General features: G+C 65.4%; 22 protein-coding genes, 1 pseudogene and 1 riboswitch. Of the genes and pseudogenes, 4 read left to right on the top strand and 19 right to left on the bottom strand.

The window, feature by feature from the left end; genetic code table 11:
* Positions 1 to 6 precede the first annotated feature (6 nt).
* Positions 7 to 1,290: an FAD-binding oxidoreductase gene (locus tag D8676_RS01575; protein ID WP_121579074.1), complete on the top strand. Its 1,284-nt coding sequence runs from the start codon at positions 7 to 9 to the stop codon at positions 1,288 to 1,290.
* Between the two features lie 148 nt (positions 1,291 to 1,438).
* Here the strand turns inward: D8676_RS01575 and D8676_RS01570 are convergent.
* A pseudogene (locus D8676_RS01570) lies at positions 1,439 to 1,957 on the bottom strand (FAD-dependent oxidoreductase); the annotation flags it as partial.
* Between the two features lie 69 nt (positions 1,958 to 2,026).
* Here D8676_RS01570 and D8676_RS01565 point away from each other — a divergent pair.
* Positions 2,027 to 2,311, top strand: a complete 285-nt coding sequence (locus tag D8676_RS01565; protein ID WP_121579072.1) for a hypothetical protein — start codon at positions 2,027 to 2,029, stop codon at positions 2,309 to 2,311.
* Here D8676_RS01565 and D8676_RS01560 read toward each other — a convergent pair.
* Genes D8676_RS01560 through D8676_RS01530 form a run of 7 tightly spaced genes read right to left on the bottom strand, consistent with a single transcriptional unit; the run spans position 2,308 to position 11,208 of the window.
* The gene (locus D8676_RS01560) at positions 2,308 to 3,297 is read right to left on the bottom strand and encodes an FAD:protein FMN transferase (protein ID WP_121579071.1); all 990 of its coding nucleotides are present in this window, start codon (positions 3,295 to 3,297) and stop codon (positions 2,308 to 2,310) included. The genes D8676_RS01565 and D8676_RS01560 overlap by 4 nt on opposite strands.
* 10 nt (positions 3,298 to 3,307) lie before the next feature.
* On the bottom strand, positions 3,308 to 3,859 hold the full coding sequence (locus D8676_RS01555) for a nitrous oxide reductase accessory protein NosL (protein ID WP_121579070.1): 552 nt from the start codon (positions 3,857 to 3,859) through the stop codon (positions 3,308 to 3,310).
* Positions 3,856 to 4,683, bottom strand: a complete 828-nt coding sequence (locus D8676_RS01550) for an ABC transporter permease subunit (RefSeq protein ID WP_121579069.1) — start codon at positions 4,681 to 4,683, stop codon at positions 3,856 to 3,858. The genes D8676_RS01555 and D8676_RS01550 overlap by 4 nt, the downstream gene beginning before the upstream one ends.
* On the bottom strand, positions 4,680 to 5,600 hold the full coding sequence (locus D8676_RS01545) for an ABC transporter ATP-binding protein (RefSeq protein WP_121579707.1): 921 nt from the start codon (positions 5,598 to 5,600) through the stop codon (positions 4,680 to 4,682). Before D8676_RS01545 ends, D8676_RS01550 begins: the two co-directional genes overlap by 4 nt.
* On the bottom strand, positions 5,600 to 6,979 hold the full coding sequence (locus D8676_RS01540) for a nitrous oxide reductase family maturation protein NosD (RefSeq protein WP_121579068.1): 1,380 nt from the start codon (positions 6,977 to 6,979) through the stop codon (positions 5,600 to 5,602). The genes D8676_RS01545 and D8676_RS01540 overlap by 1 nt, the downstream gene beginning before the upstream one ends.
* 2 nt (positions 6,980 to 6,981) lie before the next feature.
* Entirely contained in the window at positions 6,982 to 8,907 is a 1,926-nt protein-coding gene (gene nosZ / locus D8676_RS01535) for a TAT-dependent nitrous-oxide reductase (protein ID WP_121579067.1), read from the bottom strand.
* A gap of 18 nt (positions 8,908 to 8,925) precedes the next feature.
* On the bottom strand, positions 8,926 to 11,208 hold the full coding sequence (locus D8676_RS01530; RefSeq protein ID WP_121579706.1) for a regulatory protein NosR: 2,283 nt from the start codon (positions 11,206 to 11,208) through the stop codon (positions 8,926 to 8,928).
* A 229-nt stretch (positions 11,209 to 11,437) separates the two neighbouring features.
* Here D8676_RS01530 and D8676_RS01525 point away from each other — a divergent pair, with 229 nt between their 5' ends.
* Together D8676_RS01525 and D8676_RS01520 are read left to right on the top strand one after the other, a co-directional pair.
* Positions 11,438 to 12,298 carry a ferritin family protein gene (locus D8676_RS01525; protein ID WP_183096920.1) on the top strand — a complete coding sequence of 287 codons (861 nt, stop codon included), beginning with the start codon at positions 11,438 to 11,440 and terminating at the stop codon, positions 12,296 to 12,298.
* 147 nt (positions 12,299 to 12,445) lie between these two features.
* Positions 12,446 to 12,721: a DUF2249 domain-containing protein gene (locus D8676_RS01520; RefSeq protein ID WP_121579065.1), complete on the top strand. Its 276-nt coding sequence runs from the start codon at positions 12,446 to 12,448 to the stop codon at positions 12,719 to 12,721.
* A 105-nt stretch (positions 12,722 to 12,826) separates the two neighbouring features.
* Here D8676_RS01520 and D8676_RS01515 read toward each other — a convergent pair whose 3' ends face one another.
* The 11 genes from D8676_RS01515 to fabG all read right to left on the bottom strand — a co-directional run bounded on the left by D8676_RS01515 (position 12,827) and on the right by fabG (position 24,829).
* Positions 12,827 to 13,606 carry an ABC transporter ATP-binding protein gene (locus tag D8676_RS01515; protein ID WP_121579064.1) on the bottom strand — a complete coding sequence of 260 codons (780 nt, stop codon included), beginning with the start codon at positions 13,604 to 13,606 and terminating at the stop codon, positions 12,827 to 12,829.
* A complete protein-coding gene (locus D8676_RS01510; protein WP_121579063.1) occupies positions 13,603 to 14,604 on the bottom strand; it encodes an iron ABC transporter permease in 1,002 nt (333 codons plus the stop codon). Before D8676_RS01510 ends, D8676_RS01515 begins: the two co-directional genes overlap by 4 nt.
* Positions 14,601 to 15,464: an ABC transporter substrate-binding protein gene (locus D8676_RS01505; RefSeq protein ID WP_121579705.1), complete on the bottom strand. Its 864-nt coding sequence runs from the start codon at positions 15,462 to 15,464 to the stop codon at positions 14,601 to 14,603. The genes D8676_RS01510 and D8676_RS01505 overlap by 4 nt, the downstream gene beginning before the upstream one ends.
* Positions 15,465 to 15,487: 23 nt before the next feature.
* A complete protein-coding gene (locus tag D8676_RS01500; protein ID WP_121579062.1) occupies positions 15,488 to 17,368 on the bottom strand; it encodes a TonB-dependent receptor in 1,881 nt (626 codons plus the stop codon).
* 165 nt (positions 17,369 to 17,533) lie between these two features.
* A riboswitch (cobalamin riboswitch) is annotated at positions 17,534 to 17,742 on the bottom strand.
* A gap of 67 nt (positions 17,743 to 17,809) precedes the next feature.
* On the bottom strand, positions 17,810 to 18,085 hold the full coding sequence (locus D8676_RS01495) for a DUF6522 family protein (RefSeq protein WP_121579061.1): 276 nt from the start codon (positions 18,083 to 18,085) through the stop codon (positions 17,810 to 17,812).
* Positions 18,086 to 18,115: 30 nt separating this feature from the next.
* Positions 18,116 to 18,451 carry a metal-sulfur cluster assembly factor gene (locus D8676_RS01490; RefSeq protein ID WP_121579060.1) on the bottom strand — a complete coding sequence of 112 codons (336 nt, stop codon included), beginning with the start codon at positions 18,449 to 18,451 and terminating at the stop codon, positions 18,116 to 18,118.
* On the bottom strand, positions 18,448 to 18,975 hold the full coding sequence (locus D8676_RS01485; RefSeq protein WP_121579704.1) for a DUF2249 domain-containing protein: 528 nt from the start codon (positions 18,973 to 18,975) through the stop codon (positions 18,448 to 18,450). The genes D8676_RS01490 and D8676_RS01485 overlap by 4 nt, the downstream gene beginning before the upstream one ends.
* A gap of 19 nt (positions 18,976 to 18,994) precedes the next feature.
* Positions 18,995 to 20,350, bottom strand: a complete 1,356-nt coding sequence (locus D8676_RS01480; protein WP_121579059.1) for a hypothetical protein — start codon at positions 20,348 to 20,350, stop codon at positions 18,995 to 18,997.
* Between the two features lie 267 nt (positions 20,351 to 20,617).
* Complete coding sequence (locus D8676_RS01475) at positions 20,618 to 23,134, bottom strand: heavy metal translocating P-type ATPase (protein ID WP_121579058.1); 2,517 nt, start codon at positions 23,132 to 23,134, stop codon at positions 20,618 to 20,620.
* A gap of 101 nt (positions 23,135 to 23,235) precedes the next feature.
* Complete coding sequence (locus tag D8676_RS01470; RefSeq protein ID WP_121579057.1) at positions 23,236 to 24,000, bottom strand: FadR/GntR family transcriptional regulator; 765 nt, start codon at positions 23,998 to 24,000, stop codon at positions 23,236 to 23,238.
* A gap of 79 nt (positions 24,001 to 24,079) precedes the next feature.
* Positions 24,080 to 24,829: a 3-oxoacyl-ACP reductase FabG gene (gene fabG, locus D8676_RS01465; RefSeq protein ID WP_121579056.1), complete on the bottom strand. Its 750-nt coding sequence runs from the start codon at positions 24,827 to 24,829 to the stop codon at positions 24,080 to 24,082.
* Between the last annotated feature and the right edge of the window lie 15 nt (positions 24,830 to 24,844).

The following is a 24,844-nucleotide window of genomic DNA, read 5'->3' as shown; positions in this document are numbered from 1 at the left end:
AACAAGATGCTGAACGACCCGCGCACTCACGGCTTGTGGGAAGCATCGGCCCCGGCAGCGCCGGCGACGCTGCCGCTGGACGGCAGGGCCGAAGCCCATGTCGTCATCGTCGGCGGCGGCTATACCGGCCTGTCCTGCGCACTCCATCTCGCAGAGGCTGGCATGTCCGCGGTTCTCCTCGAAGCGCATGACTTCGGCTTTGGCGGTGCCGGCCGCAATGTCGGCCTGATCAATGCCGGACTGTGGCTGATGCCGGACGACGTCCCGGCGGCCGTCGGCCAGACCCATGGCGAGCGTTTGCTGGAGGCGCTGGGTGACGGCCCCGCACTGGTCATGTCGCTCATCGACCGTCACGGCATCGATTGCGAATTGGAGCGCAACGGAACCTTGCACTGCGCCGTCGGCGAGGCTGGCCTGCAAGAGTTGAGGCAGCGCGAAGTGCAGTGGCTCAGGCGCGGCGCGCCGGTGAGCCTGCTCGACGCCCGCGAGACAGCCGACCGGGTCGGCAGCCGCGCCTATGCCGGTGCCCTGCTCGACCAGCGGGCCGGCACGCTTCAGCCGCTGGCCTATGCGCGAGGACTTGCCCGCGCAGCACTTGTTGCCGGCGCACGGCTTTACACGCAGAGTCCGGTCATCGCCGCAGAACGCTGCGGCGCCCATTGGAACATCCGAACCGCCCGAGGCAGCGTCGAGGCGCGATGGCTGGTGGTGGCCACTGATGCCTACGGCAGCGGACCATGGCAGGGCACGCAGCAGGCGCAAGTGCGCCTTCCCTATTTCAATCTCGCCACACCACCTCTCGATGCCGCGGCGCTCGCCGCCATACTGCCCGGCAAGGAGGGCGTGTGGGATACAAAAACGATCCTCTCGTCGTTCCGCCTCGATCGCGCCGGGCGGCTGGTATTCGGCTCGGTGGGCGCGCTGCGTAACGGCGGCACGCATGTGCACAAGGCCTGGGCGCGACGCGCCCTGGCGAGCCTGTTTCAGCAACTCGCTGGAATCGACTTCGAACATGAATGGTACGGCCAGATCGGCATGACCGACGACGCGGTGCCGCGCCTGCATGGTTTCGGCCCCGAGGCGTTGGGCGTGTTCGGTTACAATGGCCGCGGCATCTCGCCCGGCACGGTGTTCGGTCGTGAACTGGCGATGCTGATACTTGGCGAGAAGAACGAAGAAGATTTCCCGCTGCCTGTGAGCGGCATGAAGCCGGTGCCGCTACGTGGTGTGAAGGAACTCTATTATGAAGCCGGTGCGCAAGTCGCTCACTTGGCGGGCAACCGCCGGTAGGCCGATGAAGCCGTCGTAATTGATGGCCGCCCGTCGGCCGGGATCATCTGTCCAGGGGCGGTGACCAAACCAGTTTGGTCCCCCCGTCGACCCGTTCCCTTGCTCCTTCGGCTCGGAAAAGCCGCGGCACACACTCGTGCCGCAGCGGCTACGCAGAATATTTGCCGAGCAGGTCGGCAACATGATCAGCGATGGCAAGGCAGGAGGTCAGGCCAGGGCTTTCGATGCCGAACAGATTGACTACTCCCTTCACGCCATGATCCTCTTCTCCTTCTATGAGGAAGTCACGGCTTGGCTGCCCCGGTCCCGCCAGTTTTGGCCTGATGCCCGAATAGTCCGCATGGAGGGAACCTTCCGGAAGGGCGGGCCAGAATTTCCGGATGGCATCATAGAACTGGTCCGCCTTCGCTTCATCGACTTCGTAGACGACGCGATCGATCCATTCGACGTCCGGACCAAAACGCATCGACCCGGCGAGATCCAGAGTCAGGTGTACGCCGAGCCCGCCAGGCTCTGGCAGTGGATAGATCAGATGCGTAAAAGGCGACTTGCAGTTCGCAGCGAAATAGCTGCCGCGCGCATAGTGGAGCTCCGGTACATGCGTCTTGGGAAATCCTTCGATAGCGTTTGCAAGGGCTTGGGCTCCAAGCCCTGCCGAATTGACGAACTTCGATGACGCAAGTTCATATTCGTTGCCGTCGGCGCCTCGTGTTCTGAGTGGGCGACCAAGGGCGACGTGAAGGTCGCAACCGAGGAAGAGGCCATATCCGCCGTCAGTGCGATCGGCGGGAAAGACGGGCTCTATGTCGAGCCTTCATCGGCGGTGGTCTGGCCTGCGTTGCAGCAGCTGCGCGCCGAGGGGGCGATCACCACCGGCATGAAGGTCGTGGCGGTCATGACCGGCTCCGGCTTCCGCGAGACGATGTCGGTGATCGATCATCTCCCGAGCCTTCGCGCGCCGATCGATCTTGCCGCCCTTGAGGCTGCTCTCACGGAAGTGGCCGGCGACGCGTCGAACTAGAGGCGCAGGGATTTTTCCCGGCCTGCGGCGAGAACCTCGATCCCGCTGCGTGCCCGGACGATCGCGGTGATGGCGTCGGCGTCCATCAGATTGAACGCGGTGGACAATGCGTCGGCGGCGGCCGCGTCCGGGGCGATGACCGTCATGCTTTTCCATTGCCGGGCCGTGGCTCCGCTGCGCGGATCGAGCAGATGGTTGAACCGGCCTGCTGCGTCGAAGTGAAAACCCTCGATGCTTGAGGTCGCGACCGCCTTGTCGACGACCTCGAGCGTAGCTGACAGGTCATCGCCCATCGGCGCGCCGTCCACCGCAACCTTCCATGGTGTGTTGTCCGGCTTGATGCCGAGGGTGCGTATCTCACCCATGTCGACGAGGCTGCTCACAATGCCGCCGTCGCGCAGCAGGTCAACGACACGGTCAGTGATGTAGCCTTGCGCTATGCCGTTGAAGGTCAGCGCCATGCCAGCGCGGGAGAACGAAACACGGTCCCGGCTGAATCTGATCTTGTCGAATCCGACAAGGGCCAGAGCTTCATGATGCTGTTCATGTGAAGGACCGGCCGGGTCCGCACCGGCGGCGGAAAAATGACGCGCATAGAGCATCCACAGAGGCTGCACGGTCGGATCGAAGGCGCCGCCTGTCGCAGCCCAGACCTGCTGCGAGATTTTCAGGAGCTCCACCAGATCGGCGGACGGCGCGGCAAGGGCGCCCACCCGGTTCAATTCCACCAGCGCCGAGTCTTCCCGGTAGAGGCTGAATATGCGCTCCAGGCGGGCGACTTCCGCGACCGCCCGTTCGACAAGCCGTTCGGCGACGGACCGGTCGTGGTGGTGGATCACCAGGGTCGCGCTCGCGCCCAGCGCCTGCCCGTTCCAGGTCACGGGATGCGCTTCGGCAAAGCCGGTACGCCCGAACGGCAACAGCGAGAGCCCGGCGCTGGCGGCCGAGATCCCGATGAAACGGCGGCGGTTCAGGGGTGCAGCCATGGCGCGGCTCCTAATGGGTAACGTTGCCGCCGGGATGGGCGAGGGACTCGTCCGCGCCGGCATCCGTGCTGCCGAGCACATATTCGGAAGGAATGTCGGCGAAGCGGACGACCTGCCCGCCATTTTCCTCAGCGAAACGAGCGGCGGCGGTCTCGCTCGAGAAGGGCACCGCCTCTTCCGCACCCATACCGCCGCGCACGGAACTGCCGATCACATAATAGGCCTGGCGCGCCTCGATCCAGTTCTCGGCGCCCGGCTGCTCCCAGCTCTCGGCCTTCGCCATGTCGGAAACGTAGATCGCTGCGATGTTCTTGGGCTCCTCGGGCAACATTGTGAAGGCGACCGCATCGCGCGCCGAGGAAAACCAGATCGGCTCCGGGATCTCGCCGAGCATGATCTGGCCTTTCGGACCGGGATGCTCCAGGACGTTCATGCCGCAATAACGACCGATCGCATCCATCGTCAGTGCAAAGGGTTTCGGCGGCTCCGCCGGGCTCTCGTCGCTGCAGCCGGCGACGGCGAGCGCAAATGCCGCGGCCAGGAAAAGCAGACCCCGTCTCATAGCTCTCTCCTTGAAAATATGAGGGCGGCGGCGGCAAGCGGTGCCAGCACCCAGGCGAGCAGCGCCGCAACGAGGACGCCCGGTGCGAGCGCCGCATTCTCGGCCACGCCGCCCATGCCCGACAGCGCACCGGCGTTTCCCGAACCGAGATTGAGCAGCCGGTAGGCGTCGGTCGGGTTGGCGAGCAGCAATGCGTTGAGCACGCCGCTGCCGATGACCTGCCCCTGATCGACGACCAGCAGGCCGAGCAGCGCCATGTCGTAGATGAGCACGCAGACAAGCCACACGCCGATGGCGATGCCGCCGGCGGTGCCGCGTTCGCCGGCCATCGCGCTGATCAGATAGCCGAGAGCGATGAACACCGCGCCGAGCAGGACCGAGGACAGGATCATCGAGGCGAAGGCAAGCCAGCTTGCCGTGCCGATGGCCGCGCCGGTGGCCGCCAGCGCAACCGCGGCGGCGCCGTAGCCGAGCAGTGCGGCGAAGGCGAGGATGGCGAGATGGCCGATGAACTTGCCAGCGATCACCTGCCAGCGCCCGATCGGGTAGCTGAGCAGCAGGAGCATGGTGCCGCGCTCCATTTCGCCGACGATGGCGTCGTGTGAGATCAGCAGCGCGATCAGCGGCACCAGGAAGATCGTCAGGCTGGACAGGCTGACGATCACCACGTCGAGCGCGCTGGCGCCGACATTCCCGGTCGGCGCGCTGCCGAGAAAGGTGAGTGTCAGCGCAAGCGCGGCCAAGAGCAGCGTGGTCGCCAGCACCCAGCGGTTGCGCAGCCCTTCCTGGATCTCCTTGCGGGCGATGATCAGGATATTCATCATTCTGCATTCTCCCGCGCACTGAGGAAATGGGCGTAAAGCTCGTCGAGCGTGGGCGGCGTGACGTCGAGGTCGGCGACCGGTGCGCCGGGAGCCGCGGCGCTCCTCAGGAGCTCGATCTTCTCGCCCGGCCCGGCGTCGATCTCCAGCAGATGGACGTTGACACGCCGCCAGCCTTTCGACCGCGCCATCCATTCATCCACCTGCCCGGCTGTCGCGTCCGCCAGCGTGATGCGAATCCGCGTCGGCAGTTGCGCGATGCGCCGCAATTCATCGAGAGTGCCATCCGCAATCTTGACGCCGCGGTTGACGATGACGACACGGTCGGCCTTGCCTTCGAGCTCGGTCAGCGCATGCGAGGAAAGCAGCACGGTGGCGCCGTCCGCCCGCAATTCGGCGACGATGTCGTAGAAGCTGCGGCGCAGCGCCGGATCGAGGCCGGTGGTCGGCTCGTCGAGCAGTAATACGCGCGGCCGGCCGAGCAGCGCCTGGGCGAGGCCGAGCCTCTGGCGCATGCCCTTCGAATAAGTGCCGACGCGCCGGTCCGCCGCCGCGCCTAGCCCTACCCGCTCCAGCAGCCCGCCGGTCGTTGCCACCGGCACGCGCTTCAGCCGCGCGTAGAAAGCCAGCGTCTCGCGGCCGGTCAGGGCCATGTTGAAGGAGACGTTTTCCGGCAGATAGCCGAGCCTGCGCCGCGCTTCGAACTGGCCGGCCGCCGGATCCTCGCCCAGAACGCGGACCGTGCCGGAGCTCGGCCGGATGAGGCCGAGCATCAGCTTGATCAACGTCGTCTTGCCGGCGCCGTTGTGGCCGACCAGGGCAATCGTCTCGCCCTCGCGGAGGACACATGAGATATCGGTAACGGCCCGCACCTTGCCATAGGACTTGGTCACGCCGGACACTTGAACCGTTTCGGACATCATTGCTCCGTCTGCTCCCCGCCCAGCGGCGCCATCAGCGGGCGGCTGTCGATGACGCCGCCGGGCAGCAGCGCCGGGAATTGCGACTGCGCCCAGCGGATCACCTGGACCGCGGGGCTGTTCACGAGAACCTTGGCCTGCGGGGCAGTCCACAGGACCCTGTCGATGAGATCGTTCGGCCGGTAGGGGTTGTCTGCGATGCCGTCGCCGTCGAGGTCGAAGGCCGGGTTGTCGCTCCAGTAGTTGCCGCGCCCCTCGAACGACCAGTCAAGATGGCGCGTGCCGACATATTTCACCTGGTTGCGGTTGCCGATGAAGGCATTGCCGGCCATCGCGTTGCCTTCGGAGCCGGCGGTGAAATGGATGCCGATGGCGCAGCCCTCGAACCGGTTGTCAGTGAACCGGTTGCGGTTGGCGTTATAGATGAACACGCATTTTTCGGGGCCGAGCCTGGCCGTGCCCGGAACCGAATCGGAGACGCCCTGCTCCGCCGGCACGCCGTGTACACCGCCGGCGCGCCCGGCGCCCGTCCATCTCTCGGCCGGCTGTAGCCGCCCGCGCACCACATTGCCGGCGATCTCGGAGCCGTTGGCGTAGTTCAGCAGCAGCCCGTGGTCGCGATCGCCGTCCGAGACATTGCCGAGAATGCGCAGCTTGTCCGAAAACATGATCGCATAGCCGACATTGTTGCCGACGGAGGTGTTGCCGCTGATCTCGCTGTCGTTGGTGTACATGTAGTGGATGCCGAAACGGACGTTGCGGAGTTGGTTGCCGCTGAAGACGTTCTGCTTGCTCGTCTTGGTGAAGATGCCGTCGCGGCCGTAGCTGATGTCGTTGTCGACGATCCTGGCGCCCGGTGCGTTCCACAACGATATGCCGTCGCCGGCCTCGCTGGTGCGGCCCTCGCGCAAGCCGACGATCCTGTTGCCCCTGGCGAGCGAATCCACGGCACCGTGCAGATAGATGCCGACGAGATTGCCGATGATCGCGTTGTCCTCGATGCGCGCTCCCGTCGCGGTCTGCGCGACGAAGACGCCTGAATCCATGTTGTAGAGATCCTTGCCCGAGCCTCTGATCTCCAGCCCGCGCACGATCGACTGCGGCGCCGTGACGGTGATCACGCTGCCGGCGCCGTCGCCGACGATCACGGCCCCCGGTTCGCCTTCGAGCGCCAGCGGCTTGTCGAGCCGGATCGGTCCGTTGTGCTCGCCCGCCTTGAGACGGACCACGTCTCCCGGCTGGACAGCGTCGATGACGGCCTGCAGATCGCCGGCGCCTGCACGGTGCTCGATCACCGCAGCATGCACCGACGAGGCCAGGATGGCGGCGGCCAGGGCCGCCACCATCAGGACTCCTGCCGATCGGGAGCCGGACGCCATCGTCAGACGCCCTGCGGCTCGACGAACATGCGGCCCTTCATTTCCATATGCATGGCGTGGCAGAACCACGAGCAGTAGTACCACCAGACGCCCGGCTTGCTGGCCGTGAACGTCACGGAGGCGGTGGCCTGAGGCGCTACCTCCATGTTGATGCCGTAGTTGATGATCGAGAAGCCGTGGGTCAGATCCTCGACCTCGTCGATGTTCGTTATGTAGACGGTGACCTCGTCGCCCTGCCTGACCGTGAACTCCTCGAGGCCGAAGGCAGGCGCCACCGACGTCATGTAGACGCGCACCTTGTTGCCGTCGCGGATGACCTGCGAGTCGGACATGAGGTCGATCCCGTCCGCCTGCGCCTGCTTGACGGCATCGGCGAAGAAGGGATCGTCGCGGTTCCAGACGTGTACCGGGTTGATCTTGGAGCGGTGCACGATGGTCGCGTCATGCGGCTCGGCGAAGGTCGGATTGTCGTGCACGAGCACCATCTGGTCGCCCGAAATGTCGATCAGCTGGTCGTTCTCCGGCTTCAGCGGGCCGACATTCAGGTAGCGGTCCTTGGAGAACTTGTTCAGCGAGATCAGCCACTGGCCGTCCGCCTCCTTGGTCTGACCCATGGAGGTGTGGTTGTGACCGGGCTGGTAGTGCACGTCGAGCTTCTGGCGGATCGGATCGACCTGCTCGCCGGCATAGGCCCGCTTCGCGTCCTCGATGTTCCACTTGCAGATCTGGCTGTCGATGAACAGCGTCGTGTAGGCATTGCCCTTGCCGTCATACGCCGTGTGCAACGGTCCCAGGCCCAGTTCCGGCTCGGCAACGACGGTGTCGCGCGGCTGGATCTTGTCGTCGAAGAGGTCGTCGAACTTGCGCACGTCGAAGACGGTGACGGTCGGCGACAGCTTGCCGTTGGCGACGACATGGATACCGTCCGGCGCGGTATTGATCCCGTGCGGGCTGTTGGGCACCGGCACGTAGCGCGTGTAGGGCGAGCCCTTGCGGCCGTCGATCACCGGCACGCCGTTGATCTCCTCGTAGTCGCCCTTGGCGACGGCTTCCTCGATGCGCTTCAGGTTGAAGATGACGATCCAGTCCTGCTCGTTGGCCATCATCTCGGCGAGGTTGACGCCCTCTTCCGAGTTGTAGCAGGTGGCGAAGCAGTACTTGCCTTGGTAGTCGGCATCGACATTGTCGAGGTTGCCGTCGACCATGACCTGCCAGGCGACCTTCATCGTCTCGCCGTCGACGGCGGTGAAGATCGCATGATAGGTGCTCTTGTCGCCCATGGTCTTGCCGTCGTTGACGAGCGGCACGCGATCCTCGCCGTTGCAGAACACGTAGCCGGTCTTCGGATATTTCTGCACCCGCAGGCCGTGCACCGTGTGCTGGTTTGGAAGCTGGATGATCTTGTCGCACTTCATCACGTCGAGACGGATGCGGCAGACGCGCGTGTTGGCCTTGTCGTTGGCGTAGAGATACCGGCCGTCATAGGTGCCGTCGGTCTGCGACGGGTGCGGGTGGTGAAGGTCGCCGTTGAGGTAGACGCCGCCCTTGTCCTTCAGGAATTCGACGTTCTCCGGCAGCAGGCCTTCCGTCAGCACCTTGCGGCTCTCGTTGGTCTGGCCCCAGCCGGTCGCGCTGCACCGGTTGAACACCGGGATGCGCATCATTTCGCGCATCGACGGACAGCCCACGATGCGCACCTCGCCGGTCTGGCCGCTCGAAAAGAACACGTAGTATTCGTCGAGCTCACCCGGCTTGACCTCAAAATTTCCGGCGCCCGATGCCGCCGTCTGCGCAGCAGCCGGCGTTACTGCACCACCGGTCACCGTCAGCGCACCGCCCACTCCGGCTGCGCCTGCCGCCGCAACCGCGGCCGTGCTGCCAAGCAGCTGACGCCGGCTCAACCCCTTCCTTGTCTCTTCCGATTGCATGGCTTCTCTCCTTCTGGTTCAGGTTGTCGGTCGCGTCACGGCATCCGGTGTCTCGACCGGAATTCCCTTGTGTGAAATGACCGGCTTCGCAGGCCCCTTGCCCTTCATCGAGGGCGAGGAAAGGGCCTCGAACTTCTCGCGCTTCAACCGCACCTGGATCATGTGCGGGCAGCGGTGATCGTCGTGGTAGAGCTCTTGGCAATGCATGCAGTAGATGCATTCATTGACGTTGATCTGTCCCTCGGGATGGATTGCCTGGACGGGACATTCCTTGGCGCAGCGATGGCAGGGCGAGCCGCATTCGGGCCACCGCTTCAGCCATTCGAACATGCGGATGCGCCCCGGAATGGCGAGCGCGGCGCCGAGCGGGCAAAGATAGCGGCAGTAGAAACGCTCGATGAACAGCCCGGCGACCAGCAGCGCAACCGCGAACACCACGAAGGGCCAGTCGCGCACGAACTTCAGGATGATCGCCGTCTTGAACGGCTCCACCTCGGCGGCGACCTCGGCCATCGCCATCGAATAGAAGGACAGCCCGAACAGGCCGAGGAAGATGATGTATTTTATCGGCCAGAGCCGCTCGTGCAGGCCGAAAGGCAGCTTGATCTGCGGCACCTTCAGCCACTGCGCTATGTTGTTTGTGAGTTCCTGCAGCGCGCCGAACGGACAGAGCCAGCCGCAGAACGGACCACGGCCCCAGAACAGGAGGCCGGCCGCCACCGCGGCCCACAGGACGAAGACGAGCGGCGCGGAGAGGAAGAACTCCCAGCTGAAATCAGTGATCAGCGAATTGGTGAAGGTCAGCACGTTGACGACAGAGAGCTGCGCGTTGGCGTACCAACCCAGCCAGACCAGCGCGAAGACGAGGAAGCCGCGCCGGACCCAGCCGAAGAGCTTCGGGCGGCGCAGGAGCCAATCCTGGAAGAAGAAGATCGCCGTCAGCACCAGCAGCCCGGCCACGGTGATGGCAATCTCCACCGTGTTCATCTTCCACATGCGGACCCAGAGTTCCTCCTCGTCGGGAAATGCCTCTTCGGCGGCGGCATTGGTTGCGGGTTGCGCGGTGGACGCGGCGGCCGGCGCTTCTTCCGCCTTGGCTGTTGGCTCGGGCGCAGGTTGCGGCGCCGCCACCCTGGTGGTCACATACTGGTCGGGAAGCGTGTAGCCGAGCTCGTAAGGCAGGGTTGCCTTGTCGCGCGCGCCGATGCTGCGCTGCACGAGCAACTGCAGCTCCCACGGCGCGGTCACGTCGAAATCGAACTCTTCGGGGACGACGAAGAGAGCGATCTCGCGCAGCCGCGGCGCGCCCTCGGCGGCGAGGTCGCCGAGCCGCGTGTGATTGCGGTCGCGGAAGCGGATGCCCTGACCGTCCTGCAGGAGTTCGACGCGGTCGAAGATGCCGCCGCGCACATAGCCCGAACCCTTGAAGGAATAGGCGCCGTCGCCCGCCACCACGATGGCGTGCTGGCCCGGCTTCAGCTTCCCCCGCAATCTTTCGTACTGCGCGTCTCCGAGCAGACTGCGGCCAATCGTCGGCACGCTGACGGGGGCGATGTAGAGCTCGATGAAATCGTCTTCCGAATTTGGCGTTTCCGGCCGTCCGGCGGCTTTCGCCTCGCCCGCCTGCCGGAACGCCTCGCTGACCTCGCCGACGGTCAGGCGCAGGCTGCGCACCGAGCCGTCGCCGATCAGGCTCTGCCAGTCGCGCACCTCGCTCTTCGAAAGGTCCAGCTCTCTGATTTCGGCGGCTGCCGCCGGCGTCCCTGCGGGCGCGGCGCCGAGCCGGTTGCTGCGAATGAGGCGCACGGCGGAGCGGACGATGCTGTCGCCCATGACCAGGACCGTCACCGTTGCGCCGCTGACGATGTCGACCTGCGGCGGCTTGGCCGCCCGGGCCGCGACGCGCCCGAGGTCCTCGCCGATCAGCGAGTTCAGCGAGGCGATGACCTTCTCTTCGGGAATGCCTATCAGGACAATCGGCTCGTGGTGCTCGACCAGCTTGAACCCACGGACGATGCCCGTCGGTTCGATGCCGACCAGGATGTGGATGGGCTTGCCGGAATAGCCGACGGAACTGGTGAAATCGGAATTCAGATAGACGTAGCCGGCCAGCTCGCTGCCGCGATAGACAGGCGCGATCGGCGGGTCGCCTTCGATCTCGCCGAACCGGTCGGCTCCCTCGAACAGTTCGCCCGGCTGCGCCTTCGCCAGGAACTGCTCGAGACGCCCGGCGGCGTTCGCTTCGACGATGGTCGCGGCGATCAGGAGCAGCGCCGGCACGAGGAATCGCAACAAGACCATGGGCGCGCTGTAAAAGGAGCCGAGGGCGGCGGCAGCTCTGCAGTTCGAAGGCATTCCGACCGTGCTTTTTCCAGGCTCGAAGCCGATGATGCGGCCGTCCGGCTGATCCGGAGCGGCGTGCTTGATGCCGGACCGTCATCGGCGCTTTCACACCGGTCGTCTTTGATCTGGCGCAAGTAAATTCGAGCGCGGATGTATCAATATGCCGCAGACAACTCGGAGAGGTCCCATGTCGCTGCTGAAGTTCGAACCATTCGCCGCGGTGGAGTCGATGGACGAGCTGCTGGCCATCGCCTACGCGATGGAACAGGAGGCGATCGCCGGCTATTCGGAACTGGCTGAACGGATGCGCCGGGAGGGCAGGCCGGACATGGTACCGGTCTTCGAGCGGCTGATCGGCGAGGAGAGCGAGCATCTCGGCAATGTCGTGCACTGGTCCGAGCGGATCTGCAGCCGGAAGCCGGACCTGACCAAGCTGAAGTGGCAACCGGCCGAAATGTTCGACGACGAAGGCGCAGGCACCGTCGCGCCAGAGTTGCTGAGCGCCTATCGCGCGTTCTCGATGGCCGTGCGCAACGAGGAGCGCGCCTTCCTGTTCTGGACCTATGTCGCAGCGCAGGCCGACCGGGACCGGTTGCGCGAGGCCGCGGAGCAGATGGCTCGGGAAGAGCTCGGGCACCTCTCCACGCTGCGCCAGGAGAGGCGGTCCGCGTTCCATGCGGGGACCGGAACGGGCGAGCAAGCGCAGGTGCTCGATCTGCCGGAACTGGAGCTGAAGCTCGCCGATCACCTCGAGGCCATGGCTGCGCGGGCCCAGACCGACATCGTCTCCAGTCTGCGGGCTGCCGCACGTGCGGCGCGCGGACGCGCGAACGATCTCAGGCGGCGGCCTTTCGGCCAATCTCCGCTGCTGAAAAACGGCGTCGCATCCGACATCTCCGGACGCCCGGTGCCGCTCTGCGAGCTGCTCCTCGACTGCTATCTCGATTTCGGCGGCAGCCTGCGCAGCGAGGAGGAACGGCGGCGCTCGCAGCAGTTCGCCTCAGGCGCCGTCGAATGCCGCTCGCTCCTGCGGGCCGCGACGCGGTGACGTGATCGAACCGCAGCATCCAGGCCTTCTTCGCCCAGTTTGCGCTTCCGCAACTTCGCTATCCGCCAGACCCGCTAGGTGGAAGGCTGCCGGCGCAGTGCCCGCCCTGCCCGGCCTTGAGGCCAGGCGGGACAAGGGAAGAAACGCATGACTGACACAGAAGCCACCCCGGCGCCGGTTATCGACGTCCGCACCATCCCGCACCACCAGCGCCACCAGATCATCTTCGACATGCTGCGGACCCTGCGCCCCAGCGAGCACTTCATGGTGGTCGCCGATCACGAGCCCCGCCCACTGCAGTTCCATATCGAGACCCGCTATCCGGACGAATTCGTCTGGGAGTATGTGGAATTCGGACCGGAAGTCTGGCGCGTCAAGATCGGCCGCGAGGGGTCGAGCTGCGAGTGCTGCTGCGGCTCCTGATCCGCCCGGACAAATCATTGCCTGCGAAAGGCGATCGACCACGTTGCGTTGGATCGCCTGCCTAGTACGGCAACGGTCAGGGCCGGCCGCGACGGATTTGCACCGTCACCGTCTGACCACATCCAGGGGGACGACGAGCATGCCGCCGTCCTCGGTCTCGCCGAGATGCGCGTCGATTCCGTAGACGGTGCGAAGCCGTTCGGCGGTCAGCACGTCCTTCGGCGCCCCGTCGGCGACGATCACGCCGCGATCGACAAGGATGAGGCGGGAGCACCAGCGCGCCGCAAGACCGAGGTCGTGCAGCGACGCGACGACGCCGCGTCCCTCCGCGGCCAGTTCGCTGAACAGCGACATCAGCGCGATCTGGTGCGCCGGATCAAGGCCCGCGGTCGGCTCGTCGGCGAGCAACAGCGGCGCATCCTGCGCCAACGCCCGGGCGATCAGCACCCGCGCCTTCTCGCCGCCCGAAAGCTCCGACGCGGCGCGCCGGCGAAAATCCGTGATCTCCATGCGCGCCATCGCCTCGCCGATCCTGGCGCGATCGGTGGCATCGAGGCCGGCAAAGCCGCGCTTGCGGGCTGTGCGGCCGAGCGAAACCAGCGTTTCGACCGACACCGGCCAACCGATCTCGCGCTCCTGCGGCAGATAGGCGACATGCAGCGCCCTCTGCCTGGCCGAGATAGCGGTAGAAGGCCGCCCGGCGATCGTCACGGCGCCTTCCGACGGGAGAAGACCGAGGGAGGCTCGCAGGAGCGTCGATTTGCCGGCGCCGTTCGGGCCGATCAGGCCCACGAACTCGCCTTCGCGCAGCACGAAGGACAGCCCGTGCAGGACGGGCTTGCCGCCGAGCGAAACGCGGAGGTCGCTCACGGAAAGCAGCGTCACAGCAGCTTCCTCCGCATGCGGTAGACGAGCCAGACGAAGAAGGGCGCGCCGATGATCGCCGTCAGCACGCCGATCTTCAAATCCTTGTCCGGCGCAATGATGCGGGTGAGGATGTCGGCCGACAGCAACAGGCAGGCGCCGCCCAGGGCGCTCGCCGGCAGCAGCCGCGACGGAAGCGAACCTACCAGAGGCCGCAGCAGATGCGGCGCGACCAAGCCGATGAAGCCGATGGCTCCGGCGACCGCCGTCGCCGCACCGACGGAAGCGGCGGCTCCGAAGACGGCCAGAAACTGCACGAGCCGCAGATTGACGCCCATACTGGCGGCGGCGTCCTCGCCCAGCGTCAGCGCATCGAGCGGGCGCCCCAGCGCTGCCAGCATCGCCCAGCCCAACACCATGAACGGACCTGCAAGCCAGACATGGGTCATGGAGCGATCGGTCAGCGAGCCCAACATCCAGAACATTATCTCAAGGGCTGCGAACGGGTTCGGCGAAAGGTTCAGCGCCAGCGACGTCATGGCGGCGGCGAAGCTCGACACGGCTACCCCTGCAAGGATGACGGTCAAGGCGCCGCCTCTCGCGCCGGCCATCGCCTGCACGACCAGAACAGCGACGACTGAGCCCGCCAGCGCGGCGAGCGGCAGGCCGAGCGGAAAGACAGCGGAAAACCCCGTATAGATCGCGATCACCGCGCCAAGGGACGCCGAGGCGCTGATGCCGAGCAGCCCGGGTTCAGCCAAAGGATTGCGCAGATAGCCCTGCAGGGCCGCGCCGGAGAGCCCAAGCGTGATGCCGATCATCAGGCCGAGGATGGCGCGCGGCAGGCGGATCTCGCGCATGATCAGGCCCGCTCCCTGATCGCCGCCCGAATAGAGCGAAGCCAGGGCATCCGAAAAACCTATCCCGGCCGGGCCGGTGACGAGCGACAGCACGAACAGGGCGGCGGTCACCGCCGAAAGCAGCGCCAGGACGATGCGGTAGCGCGAGGCGCCGATCACCGGCTGTCACGCCCGGAGGCTATGGCTGCATCCTGAAGCAGACGCGCTGCCTCGACCGTGAACGGCGCGCCGCAGATCCAGTATTGTCCCTGCGAAGCCACGGCCTCCGAGCCAAGCGCCCGGAACGCGGGGTGGGCATATGCCTCCATGGCAAGCGCGGGCGCGCGATAGTTGGCGTCGCCGGCCACCACGAGATCGGGATTGGCGAGCACGAGCAGTTCGAGCGGCAGCCTGACCACCCCCACTGCACCGAGCGTTTCACCGACATTGCGCAACCCCGCAGCGCGAATGACAGCGTCGGCGAGCGTGCCCGTCCCGGCGGCGTAACTGTTGGCGTAGTAGATCGCGACGGATTTGGCGTCGACGGACCGGGCGCGCAACGCCTCTAGGTCCTGGTCCATCTTCGACACCAGGCTCGCGGCCCTGTCCTCGCGGCCGAGCAAGCTGCCCATCCTGATCAGATCGGCCCTGATATCGTCAAAGGAGGACGCAGGGGCGAACTGTTCCACGCGAAAACCGAGGCGTTTCAGGAGGTCAACCGTCGCCTGGCTGGTAAAGGTCCCGGCAAGGACGAGGTCCGGCTTCATCATGAAGATTTCCTCGGCGAAGCCATTATTGACGGCGTAGCGTCCCGCCTGCGATGCGAGGACCGAGGTCCTCTCGTCGCCCGCAAGGTTGGAAACCGAATAAAGCTGTCCTTCGCCAGCGATCAGCATGGCGAGTTGATCGGTGCAGACATTCATCGAGACGACGCGGCGCGGCGCGGCGGTCGCATCGGCGGCGGCGAGGCAGGCCAGGACCGCGAGCGCCGCGCCTTGGGGAACACGGCTTCCGACGGCGATGCCGGCAAGGCGCGCCATTGCCGAAAGGAAGCCGCGCGCCATCAGAAGCGTGCCTCTATACCGGAGAAGACGGACAGGCCCGGCGTGCCATAGCCGGCGACCGTCTGGTATTGCTGGTCGAAAAGGTTTTCGCCGCGGACGTAGACCTCTACATTCTCATTGTAGCGGTAGGCGACCTTCGCGTTGACGAGCGCGTAATCGTCGAGTTCGACATCGCCAGTATCCACCGTATCGACGGCGAACTTGACGTCGCCCGAGACCGTCCATTGCTCGTCCGGCAGCCATGCCGCCGAAAGCACGATGGCGTGACGGGGAATCTGGACCATGCGCTCGCCGCCTTCCGTCTTCGAATCGGTGTAGGTGTAGGAACCGCCGAGGCGGAGTCCGTCCGTCACCGCAAAGTCGAGCGACGCCTCGACGCCGCGCGATCGCGTGGTGCCGGGCACCTGGCGGTAGCGGCTCGCCGCGGTATCGAACTCGATGAGATCGTCGACGTCGATCATGAAGTAAGTGAGGTCCGTCACCAGCCGGCCGTCAAGGAATTCCTGGCCGACGCCGAAATCGAAGCTGACGCTCGTCTCGGGCCGCAAGGACGAATCGCCATAGAACGGCGCATAGAGCTCGTAGAGGCTGGGGGCCCGGAAGCCGGTGCCGAAAGACGAATGCAAGCGGGTTGCGGTCGCATCGAACAGATAGGCCGCGGTGCCCCGATAGGTCGTGTGGCCGCCGAATTCCGAGTGTTCGTCGTGGCGCAGGCCGCCGGTCAGGATGAGGTTGTCGACGGGTTCGACAACCGACTGCGCCCAGACCCCGGTGATCGAGAATGAATCATCTGTCTCGGCAAAATCATCGCTGGTCCGCGCATTCTGGCGTTCGTGATCCAGTCCGTACTGGAACAGGATACGCTCCGTCGCTTCGAACGATCCCTGGTAGTCGGTTTTCACGCGCGTGCCCTCGAAGTCGGCGTCGTACGGGCCGAAAGTCGAAACCGAGCGGATGCCGCGATCGATCTTGAACCCCTGCACGGAAAACGTGTTCTTCAGGCGTCCGTCCATGAGATCCAGGTTGAAGCCTGTCCTGCCGGCCAGTTGTTCGGTGAGATTGTGATTGAACCAGTTGTCCTGCACCACGGGGAAGTCGTCGTCATATTCCGCGCGGGCGTCGATATAGAGCGCCGACCCGAACACCGAAAAGGCGTCGCTGAAGCGATGCTCGACATTGACGTCCAGCAACACGTCCTCGAAGCCGTCGCGTTCGGTGTTGCCGTCATTCTCGTCAGCCGCGGATATGCCATCGGTTCTAAGGCCGGTGACATTCAGCGCGAGAGCCGACGCCTCGCTTGCCGCCTGCAGGCCATAACGGCCGCGCACCATGCCGAAGGACCCGACCTCTGTGTCGAGGAAGTGTCGCACGCCCGGATCGATGCTGCCGAGCGTCGAAACGCTGATCACGCCTGCTATCGCATCGGAGCCGTAGAGCGTGCTTTGCGAGCCTTTCAGCACCTCGATGCTGTCGGCGCCGCCGGTCAGCAGATACTGATACGATGTCTGGACCTGAGTCTGGGTGGGATCGGCGATGTCGATCCCGTTGTAGAGCGTCTTGACGTAGCGCCGCGGCATGCCTCGCACCGCAAGGCCTCCTTCCGAGCCGATGCCGCCACCGGAGCTTATCGCTATGCCCGGCAGCAGGTTCAGGTAATCGCTGATCGAAGGCAGCGACTTCTCCTCGATCTCCTCCCTCGTCACCTGCTCGACCGTCGAGCCTACCTGGCTTTTCTCGGTCGGCGTCCGGTTCGCCGTCACAACGATCCGCTCGAGTTCCGTGACGCCGTCTTCGTCGTCGGCACCGCCAGCGTCCTGAGCCCGCGCGTTCGTCCCAATCGCCAGCGCAATCGCGCCGACGCAATAAAACCACTTCCGCATGTCTGTCCTTCACCTCTCGGCAGGCGAACGAATCGCCCGGTTTTCGACAACCGCAGGCAGACAAACCGGTGACTGTGAACAGGTCGGACCCGGACGCCTCGCCGCGGCAACACTTTTCAATGTCACCGCTACGTGCGACCGCGTCCGAACACACCCCGTGTCCGAACATGGGTGACTGGAACAGGCAGGTCTCCTGACTTCCGGGTCGCTGCCTGTCTTTCGCCTTCCCGGTCGCATTCGCGACTAGTGGCTCGATGAAAGAAAAGCTCGCCGGCTACAGTTGCGGGGGCAGTCGCGGCTTCGATTTCTGATGAAATCTGCCGTATTCCCTTTTCATCCGCTTTTCGGGCAGAACCAGTTCCGATTGCTTTGGTAGCGGCGAGGCGAGCGCCCGTCAATCTTCTTGGGCAGCTGAAGCGCCGCGCGAAACAACGGCGACGTTTATGGCTGCTTCCAACGCGGTTTTGGAGCCGTCATGACCAGTTCTTCGCTGATGATTCGGCCATCGTCATCCACGATCATCGTCAATTCGCGATCGTGATGGCGAAACGACAGGCGATACCTGCCGTCGTCGTCGCCGGACCCGCGCTCGACGCGTCCGCGGATAGCGCCGCGCTGCATCTGCCTCAGAAAATACTCAACGGCGAACTTCATCGAGCGCGCCGCCACGGCCGCGTCGATTTCGGGCTCCCCATTCGTCCAGCGAACCACAGCCATTTCATCGCCTCCGCAGTGTTCAGGCCAAGCTCACCATCGCCCTTTGTCGGCGATGCCGAGCCTCGACCGGGCATCCGGCGTCATCATCTCGGGCGTCCATGGCGGCTCGTAGGTAAGGCCGACCTCGACGAATTCGATGCCCGGCACGCTCCAGGCGCTGTCGCGCGCGCCGTCCTTGAGGTAGGCGGTCGCCGGACAGCCGCGCGTCGTCGTTGTCATCACGATATGGGCGACGCCGCCCTCCCCTACGGATACATAGTAAACGAGGCCCAGGTCGACGATGTTGTCGCCGAGTTCGGGGTCGATCACCAGGCGAAGCGCCTCGCGGACCTGCGCGGCCAACGCATCGGTGACTTCGACGGTCATTTGGCGGCCTCGTTCACGGCGCCGATGCGGACGAGCAGGCGGTAGGTGGTTCCCTCACCATCGAACCCGCCGCGCCAGCGGTGACCCCGCTTCTCCAGCTCGGGCAGCAGGAAGATCGGCTCGCGGCAGAGCAGCGCTGACAGCACCTCGCCCGTCTGCATCGCTTCCGTCGCCGCCAGAATGCGCACCATCGGCTCAGGCGGGTCGAGGTCGCGGTTGTCGAGATGCATGAGCGGCTCCGGCCATTCCGCTTCGCCGACGGATTTCGCGGCCCCGTTCTCGAATTCAACAGGGCCGGTGCGGTAGAAGAAGACCTCCCAGTCGCCATCGCCCATCGCCCGGTCCTCGTAGGAGAAGCCTTTCGAGCCGAGAGCCTGGAACAGCGGGACCGGCCTGAACGGAGCCAGCAGCCGGAGCCCTTCGTCCGGCCCGAGCGCGGCGACCGTCTCCAGGATCTTGCCGAACGGCTCCCCGCCGGCGGCGAGGATCGGGCGGACGTCCAGGTCCACGAATGTCGTCATGATCGCATCATCCTTGTCTGTGTCATGTCCTTTGGACGAAAGAGTGGAGGAGGCTCGGCTGGCGCACCCCTTCCGGAAAGCGGCCGCCGGTCTCGACATCGGCAAGCCGCCGGGCGCGCAGAAGCTGCCAGCCTATTCCCGCCACCGCGACGAACATGGCCGCGGCGGCCACCCGGAACGCCGGCGGATAACCGTAGAGGAGGGCGCCGGCGCCCGACCACACCGATATGAAATAGAGCAGGAACCACTTTTCAGCGCGTTTTTCCACGACGAGGTCCTGAACGCGCGGCGTCGCCTTCTTGCCGAGGACGGGACCGTAGCATTCGAGCCATGTCATGAACGGGACGATCTTGTAGAGCTTCGCCAGGCCGAGACCCGAGAGCCATCCGAAAGCCGCCAGGAAGACGACGACGGCAATGTGCCGCTGCAGCACCCCGAACGCGGCAAGGACGATCGCAACCAGGACGGCGAGCCCCAGCGAGGCGAAGGCCAGCACGGCCATCCGCGTGTTCAGTTCGATCGCCCGCCGTTTGCGCACGCGATAAAGGTGCAGCATGTCGCGGCCATAGAGGCTGAGGGCGCCGAGCCCGGCGATGGCCGAGGCGATCAGAACCGCGTCGAGGCTGCGGCCCGTCCAGATCGCCACGATGCCGCCCGGAACGGCGATGACGAGGGCGCAAGCTCCGAGATGCAGAGCCGCACGGGTGCCGCGCCGCTCCAGTTCCGGTGCCAGCATGAACATGGCGAACAGCCGGTAGCTGACGCCCATCGCGCAAAAGGTGAGCCAGCCGCCGAGGCCGGCGATCGCATGGAGCGGTATGCCTTGCGCCGCAAGGTCAAGCAGGCGGGGATCGTCGACGATGCCGCCGCGCACCAGAGCAAAGACCATGCCCAGCATTGCCGTCAGCACCACGCTCGCCAGTCCGACGGCGACGAAGCGCGCGGGTAGCGGCAGGGGCCGGCAAGCCATCAGCGTACCGGCGAGATTCCACACGACAAGGCCGAAGCCGAGGCCCAGGAGGAGGCTGGCGACGGCAAAATACGGCAGCACGGCTTCAATCTGCCCGTCGAGCCAGAGGAAGCCGAGCAGCAACGCGCCAAAGCCGCCAATCAGGCAAAGAAGCGCCGGCATCGCCAGGGAATCGCTGAACAGCGGCCGGTTGACCAGCACCGGCACGAACTGCAGCAGCGCGCCGCACATGAGCAGGCTGAGCCAGCCGATCGCCACCAGGTGCACGACGATGAGGGTCGGCGCCGCCTCGACAGGCGCCGACGGGTAGCCGTAGCCGGCCGCCATCAGCCCAAGGGCAAGGAGAAGCGCAATGAGCGCCGCGGCGAAGAAGGACATGGTCCAGCGGGAAAGCGAAACGCCGATCACCGGGTGGCTCCTTGTCAAACCGCGCGGGCAGGTTCCGGCACGGCCTGTTGCAGGCTGTCTCAGGCGGCTGGTGGCTGCTGGCGCATCACGCTGCAGCCGGAATCCGCTGGCCATCGAATGCGATGACCCCACCTTATTTGTCAGACCCTCCAGGCGCGATCGTTGTTGCAGAACAAACAAGCGCTCGATGCCCTGCCAACTTTCGGGCAGGGCATCGGGCTCTCGTTCCTTTGAAACCTGCGCGGATGTCGTGGGTTCAGCGACCCGTTAGTTGCGCGGGAGGTCGAGCCGCAGGCCGCGCAGCCTGAGCGAGTTGCCGATCACTGATACGGACGACAGGCTCATCGCAGCGGCGGCGACCATGGGCGACAGCAGCATCCCGAAAACCGGATAGAGCACGCCGGCCGCCACGGGTACGCCGAGGGCATTGTAGAGGAAGGCGAAGAACAGGTTCTGCTTGATGTTGCGGATCGTCGCCCTGGCCAGCGTCCGCGCCCTGACGATGCCATTCAGGTCGCCCTTCACCAGCGTGATGCCGGCGCTTTCCACCGCCACGTCCGCGCCGGTTCCCATCGCGATGCCGACATCGGCGGCGGCAAGCGCCGGCGCATCGTTGACGCCGTCGCCCGCCATCGCAACGCTGGCGCCCTTCGCGTGGAGTTCGTCGATCAGCGCCTTCTTGCTTTCGGGCATCATGTCGGCGCGCACCTCGTCGATGCCCAGCCGCGCCGCGACCGCCTTGGCGGTGCGCTCGTTGTCGCCGGTCGCCATGATGATCCTCAAGCCGCTGTCGTGGAGCGCCCGGATCGCGGCGGCGGTCGTCGCCTTGATCGGATCTGCGACCGCCACGATGCCGGCCAGCTTTCCATCGACAGCGACGAACATCGCCGTCTTGCCATCCGACCTCAGCTCGTCGGCACGCGGCTTCAGCGTATCGGTGGCGACCCCGAGGTCGCCCATCATCGCGGCATTCCCCAGCGCGACGGAACGGCCAGACACCTTGCCCTGAACACCCTTGCCGGTGACGGCCTCGAAATCCTCGGCGTCGGCAATGGCTGCTCCTTTCGCCTGCGCGCCCTCGACAATCGCCTCGGCCAATGGATGCTCGGAACCGCGTTCAAGGCTGGCGGCAAGCCCCAGCAGTTCGTCGTCGCCGAAACCCTCCGAGGCCACGACGTCGGTCAGCTTCGGCCTTCCTTCCGTCAGCGTTCCGGTTTTGTCGACGATCAGCGTGTCGACCTTGGCGAAGCGCTCGAGCGCCTCGGCGTCCTTGATGAGCACGCCTGCCTGCGCCCCTCTTCCCGTCGCCGTCATGATCGACATCGGCGTCGCCAGTCCGAGCGCGCAGGGACAGGCGATGATCAGGACCGAGACCGCCGACACGATGGCGAAGGTCATGCTCGGTTCGGGTCCGAAGACCGCCCAGACGAAGAAGGCAACGATGGCGACGAGCACCACCGCAGGCACGAAATAATAGGAGACACGGTCGGCCAGCCCCTGGATCGGCGCCCGCGAGCGCTGCGCCTTGGCGACCATCTCGACGATCTGCGAGAGCATCGTGTCCTTGCCGACCTTTTCGGCGCGCATGATCAGCGAGCCGTTCTTGTTGAGCGTGCCGCCGGTCAGCGCGTCTCCTTCTGTCTTCTCGACCGGGACCGGCTCGCCCGTGATCATGGATTCGTCGACCGACGAGCGGCCTTCCAGCACCACGCCGTCGACAGGCACGCTGTCGCCCGGCCGCACGCGCAGCCGGTCGCCCCCCTGGACGTCCTCCAGAGACACGTCTGCCTCGCTGCCATCTTCGGCGATCCGCCGAGCCGTCTTCGGCGCGAGGTCGAGCAGTGCGCGGATGGCCGAACCCGTCCGCTCGCGCGCCCGCAACTCCAGCACCTGACCCAGAAAGACCAGGGCGACGATCACGGCGGCCGCCTCGAAATAGACCGGCACGGCGCCGCCATGGCCGCGGAACTCATGCGGGAAGATGTCGGGAAAGAGCGTCGCGACCACGCTGTAGGCATAGGCCGCCCCGACGCCGATCGAGATCAGCGTCCACATGTTGGGGCTGCGGTTCACGATGGACTCGTAGCCGCGATGGAAGAACGGGATCGCCGCCCATAGCACGACGGGCGTGGCCAGCACGAGTTCGATCCAGACCGCGGGCCGCTCTCCGATCCATTCCCTGAACGGCAGACCGAGCATGGGTCCCATCGCCAGGATGAGCAGCGGGACCGACAGGACGGCGCTCACCCAGAAGCGGCGCGTGAAGTCGACCAGTTCGGGGTTCGGGCCTTCGTCGCCGGTCGGAACGCCCATCGGCTCGAGCGCCATGCCGCAGATCGGGCACGAGCCGGGCTTGTCGCGGACGATTTCCGGATGCATCGGGCAGGTGTATTGGGTGCCGGTGGCCATCGGCTCGGCTGCCGGGCGCGGGCCGAGATAGCGCTCCGGGCCAGCCTCGAACTTGCCCTTGCAGCCCGCCGAGCAGAAGTAGACCCCCTTGCCTTCATGGCGGGTGAAGTGCCGCGCGGTCGAGCGGTCGACCTTCATGCCGCAGACCGGATCGGTGCCCTCCAGATAGGTCTCCGGCTCCTTAACGAACTTGTCGCGGCAGGACTGGCTGCAGAAATGATAGACGTGCCCGGCGTGCTCGGCCTTCGGTTTGCCCGCCTGCGGATCGACGGTCATGCCGCAGACGGGATCCCGGATCACATCGTCCGAACTCGCGCCGGGGTGCGGCTTCTCGTGGCTTGCGTGACCGTGATGCGTTGCGTGATCATGTTGCATGGACGTCTCCTTACGGACACGATCCGTACACCTTCCAGCCGCTGGAAGGTCAACACCGATTTCCCACCCTGGACGCGCACCTTGGAGCGGGCTGTCAATCCTTATGGCAGCTGTGAGGGTGGAAGACCGGCCCGACTTCCCGCCATGCTGATATGCTTTCGCATGTAGTATTTGGCGCCATCCGGATCTCCCATGGCGACCGCTTCGACGATACGGTCATGCTCCTGCACTGCGATCAACAGATTTCCCCGGCGCTCGGTGGGCAGACGCTGGCTCTCCAGAAGCACACTTGCGAAGGTCTGGTGCATGTCGACCAGGAGCTTGTTTCGCGAAATGCGCATGATGAGATTATGGAAGTCGAAGTCCGCCTGCGCGTAGGCTGCAAGATCGTTGTCACGGGCCGCCTGACGGAAGGCTGTCGTGCACACTTTAAGGTCGGCGATCTCCTGTTCAGTGTGAGTCAGCGCCGCCAGCTCCGCAGCATAGCTCTCCACGATATAGCGGAACTGATAGACCTCGCTCAGCGAGTAGCGCGTGGCGAAGCGCCAGGAGGGCGTGGCCGGTGGGCCTGACGGGTCAGCACAGACGAACCCCCTTCCCCCTTGGCGTGCCACGATTTCTCCAATCGTGGCCAAGATAGATAGGGCTTCGCGCAACGTGGCACGGCTAACGTTAAGATCACGGGCAAGATCGCGTTGCGGAGGCAGCCGATCACCCGGCTGCAACCGGCCATCCCGGATCATCGACTGCAGGGTGGCCACCGTCGCCTGGGCCACGCTGCCACCGGGTTCCCGGCGGTCGCGCGGCACCTCAGCAGGCGGTGCTGCAGCCTCTTTATCGTCTCCTCTGAGGTCGAATTTCGTCATAGTTCCCTCTAGCTCCGCCAAGTTGCCGCATGTAGCTAGAGCAAGAAACGTCAGGAGAAAACATCCGCGCGGTGGAGCGTCACACCATGACGTCACCACCATTGGGGTTCATGGTTGCTCCGATGTAGTAGGCGCCCTCCTCGGACGCCAGGAGCACGGCCGTCGGCGCAATTTCGTCGACCTGGCCCGCGCGGCCGATCGGCAGTTCGCCGAGCTTGCGCTTCTTCCACTCTTCCGGCAGCGCATTGAACAGTTCCGTCTGGATCGGGCCGGGACAGATCGCATTCACGGTGACGCCGTCGCGCGCCACCTCGTAGGCGAGCGAGCGGGTAAAGCCGATGACACCGGCCTTCGCCGCGGCGTAGTGCGCCATTTCGGGTGCGCCCTTGTGGCCGAGCTGCGAGGCGATGTTGATGATGCGCCCGAACTTACGGGCGATCATGGGCTTCAGCACCGCGCGCGTGCAGAGGAAGACGCTGCGCAGGTTCACGGCCATCATCTGGTCCCACATGGGTGTGCTCATATCAGCCACGACAGACGTGGTGTCGATGCCGGCATTGTTCACCAGTATGTCGATCCGGCCGAGTGCGCCTTCCACCTTCTTGACGGCAGCCTCGACCTGAGCCTCGTCGCTCACGTCGGCCGCAACCGCAAACGTCGTCGTGCCGAACTGTGCGAGTGCTGCGGTACGCGCTTCGGCCGCCTCGATCTTCAGGTCGAGGACGGCCACGTCCGCGCCCTCCCGCGCGAAGGCCGTTGCGATTGCGCCGCCGATGCCGCGTGCGCCGCCGGTGACCAGTGCTTTCTTTCCTGCGAGACGTCCTGCCATGATTGGGTTCCTGAT

It is taken from the genome of Mesorhizobium sp. YM1C-6-2 (assembly GCF_003666685.1).
In the GTDB taxonomy this organism is placed as follows: Bacteria; Pseudomonadota; Alphaproteobacteria; order Rhizobiales; family Rhizobiaceae; genus Mesorhizobium_K.
The sequence above is the reverse complement of the archived record's forward strand: the minus strand, read 5'-3'. Positions and strand labels throughout refer to the sequence as shown.

Coding starts and splice junctions, on each gene's coding strand:
- D8676_RS01575 (WP_121579074.1), top strand. CDS start 7: ATGCTGAACGACCCGCGCACTCACGGCTTGTGGGAAGCATCGGCCCCG.
- D8676_RS01560 (WP_121579071.1), bottom strand. CDS start 3,297: ATGGCTGCACCCCTGAACCGCCGCCGTTTCATCGGGATCTCGGCCGCC.
- D8676_RS01555 (WP_121579070.1), bottom strand. CDS start 3,859: ATGAGACGGGGTCTGCTTTTCCTGGCCGCGGCATTTGCGCTCGCCGTC.
- D8676_RS01550 (WP_121579069.1), bottom strand. CDS start 4,683: ATGATGAATATCCTGATCATCGCCCGCAAGGAGATCCAGGAAGGGCTG.
- D8676_RS01545 (WP_121579707.1), bottom strand. CDS start 5,600: ATGTCCGAAACGGTTCAAGTGTCCGGCGTGACCAAGTCCTATGGCAAG.
- D8676_RS01540 (WP_121579068.1), bottom strand. CDS start 6,979: ATGGCGTCCGGCTCCCGATCGGCAGGAGTCCTGATGGTGGCGGCCCTG.
- nosZ (WP_121579067.1), bottom strand. CDS start 8,907: ATGCAATCGGAAGAGACAAGGAAGGGGTTGAGCCGGCGTCAGCTGCTT.
- D8676_RS01530 (WP_121579706.1), bottom strand. CDS start 11,208: ATGGTCTTGTTGCGATTCCTCGTGCCGGCGCTGCTCCTGATCGCCGCG.
- D8676_RS01525 (WP_183096920.1), top strand. CDS start 11,438: ATGTCGCTGCTGAAGTTCGAACCATTCGCCGCGGTGGAGTCGATGGAC.
- D8676_RS01520 (WP_121579065.1), top strand. CDS start 12,446: ATGACTGACACAGAAGCCACCCCGGCGCCGGTTATCGACGTCCGCACC.
- D8676_RS01505 (WP_121579705.1), bottom strand. CDS start 15,464: ATGGCGCGCCTTGCCGGCATCGCCGTCGGAAGCCGTGTTCCCCAAGGC.
- D8676_RS01500 (WP_121579062.1), bottom strand. CDS start 17,368: ATGCGGAAGTGGTTTTATTGCGTCGGCGCGATTGCGCTGGCGATTGGG.
- D8676_RS01495 (WP_121579061.1), bottom strand. CDS start 18,085: ATGGCTGTGGTTCGCTGGACGAATGGGGAGCCCGAAATCGACGCGGCC.
- D8676_RS01490 (WP_121579060.1), bottom strand. CDS start 18,451: ATGACCGTCGAAGTCACCGATGCGTTGGCCGCGCAGGTCCGCGAGGCG.
- D8676_RS01475 (WP_121579058.1), bottom strand. CDS start 23,134: ATGCAACATGATCACGCAACGCATCACGGTCACGCAAGCCACGAGAAG.
- D8676_RS01470 (WP_121579057.1), bottom strand. CDS start 24,000: ATGACGAAATTCGACCTCAGAGGAGACGATAAAGAGGCTGCAGCACCG.
- fabG (WP_121579056.1), bottom strand. CDS start 24,829: ATGGCAGGACGTCTCGCAGGAAAGAAAGCACTGGTCACCGGCGGCGCA.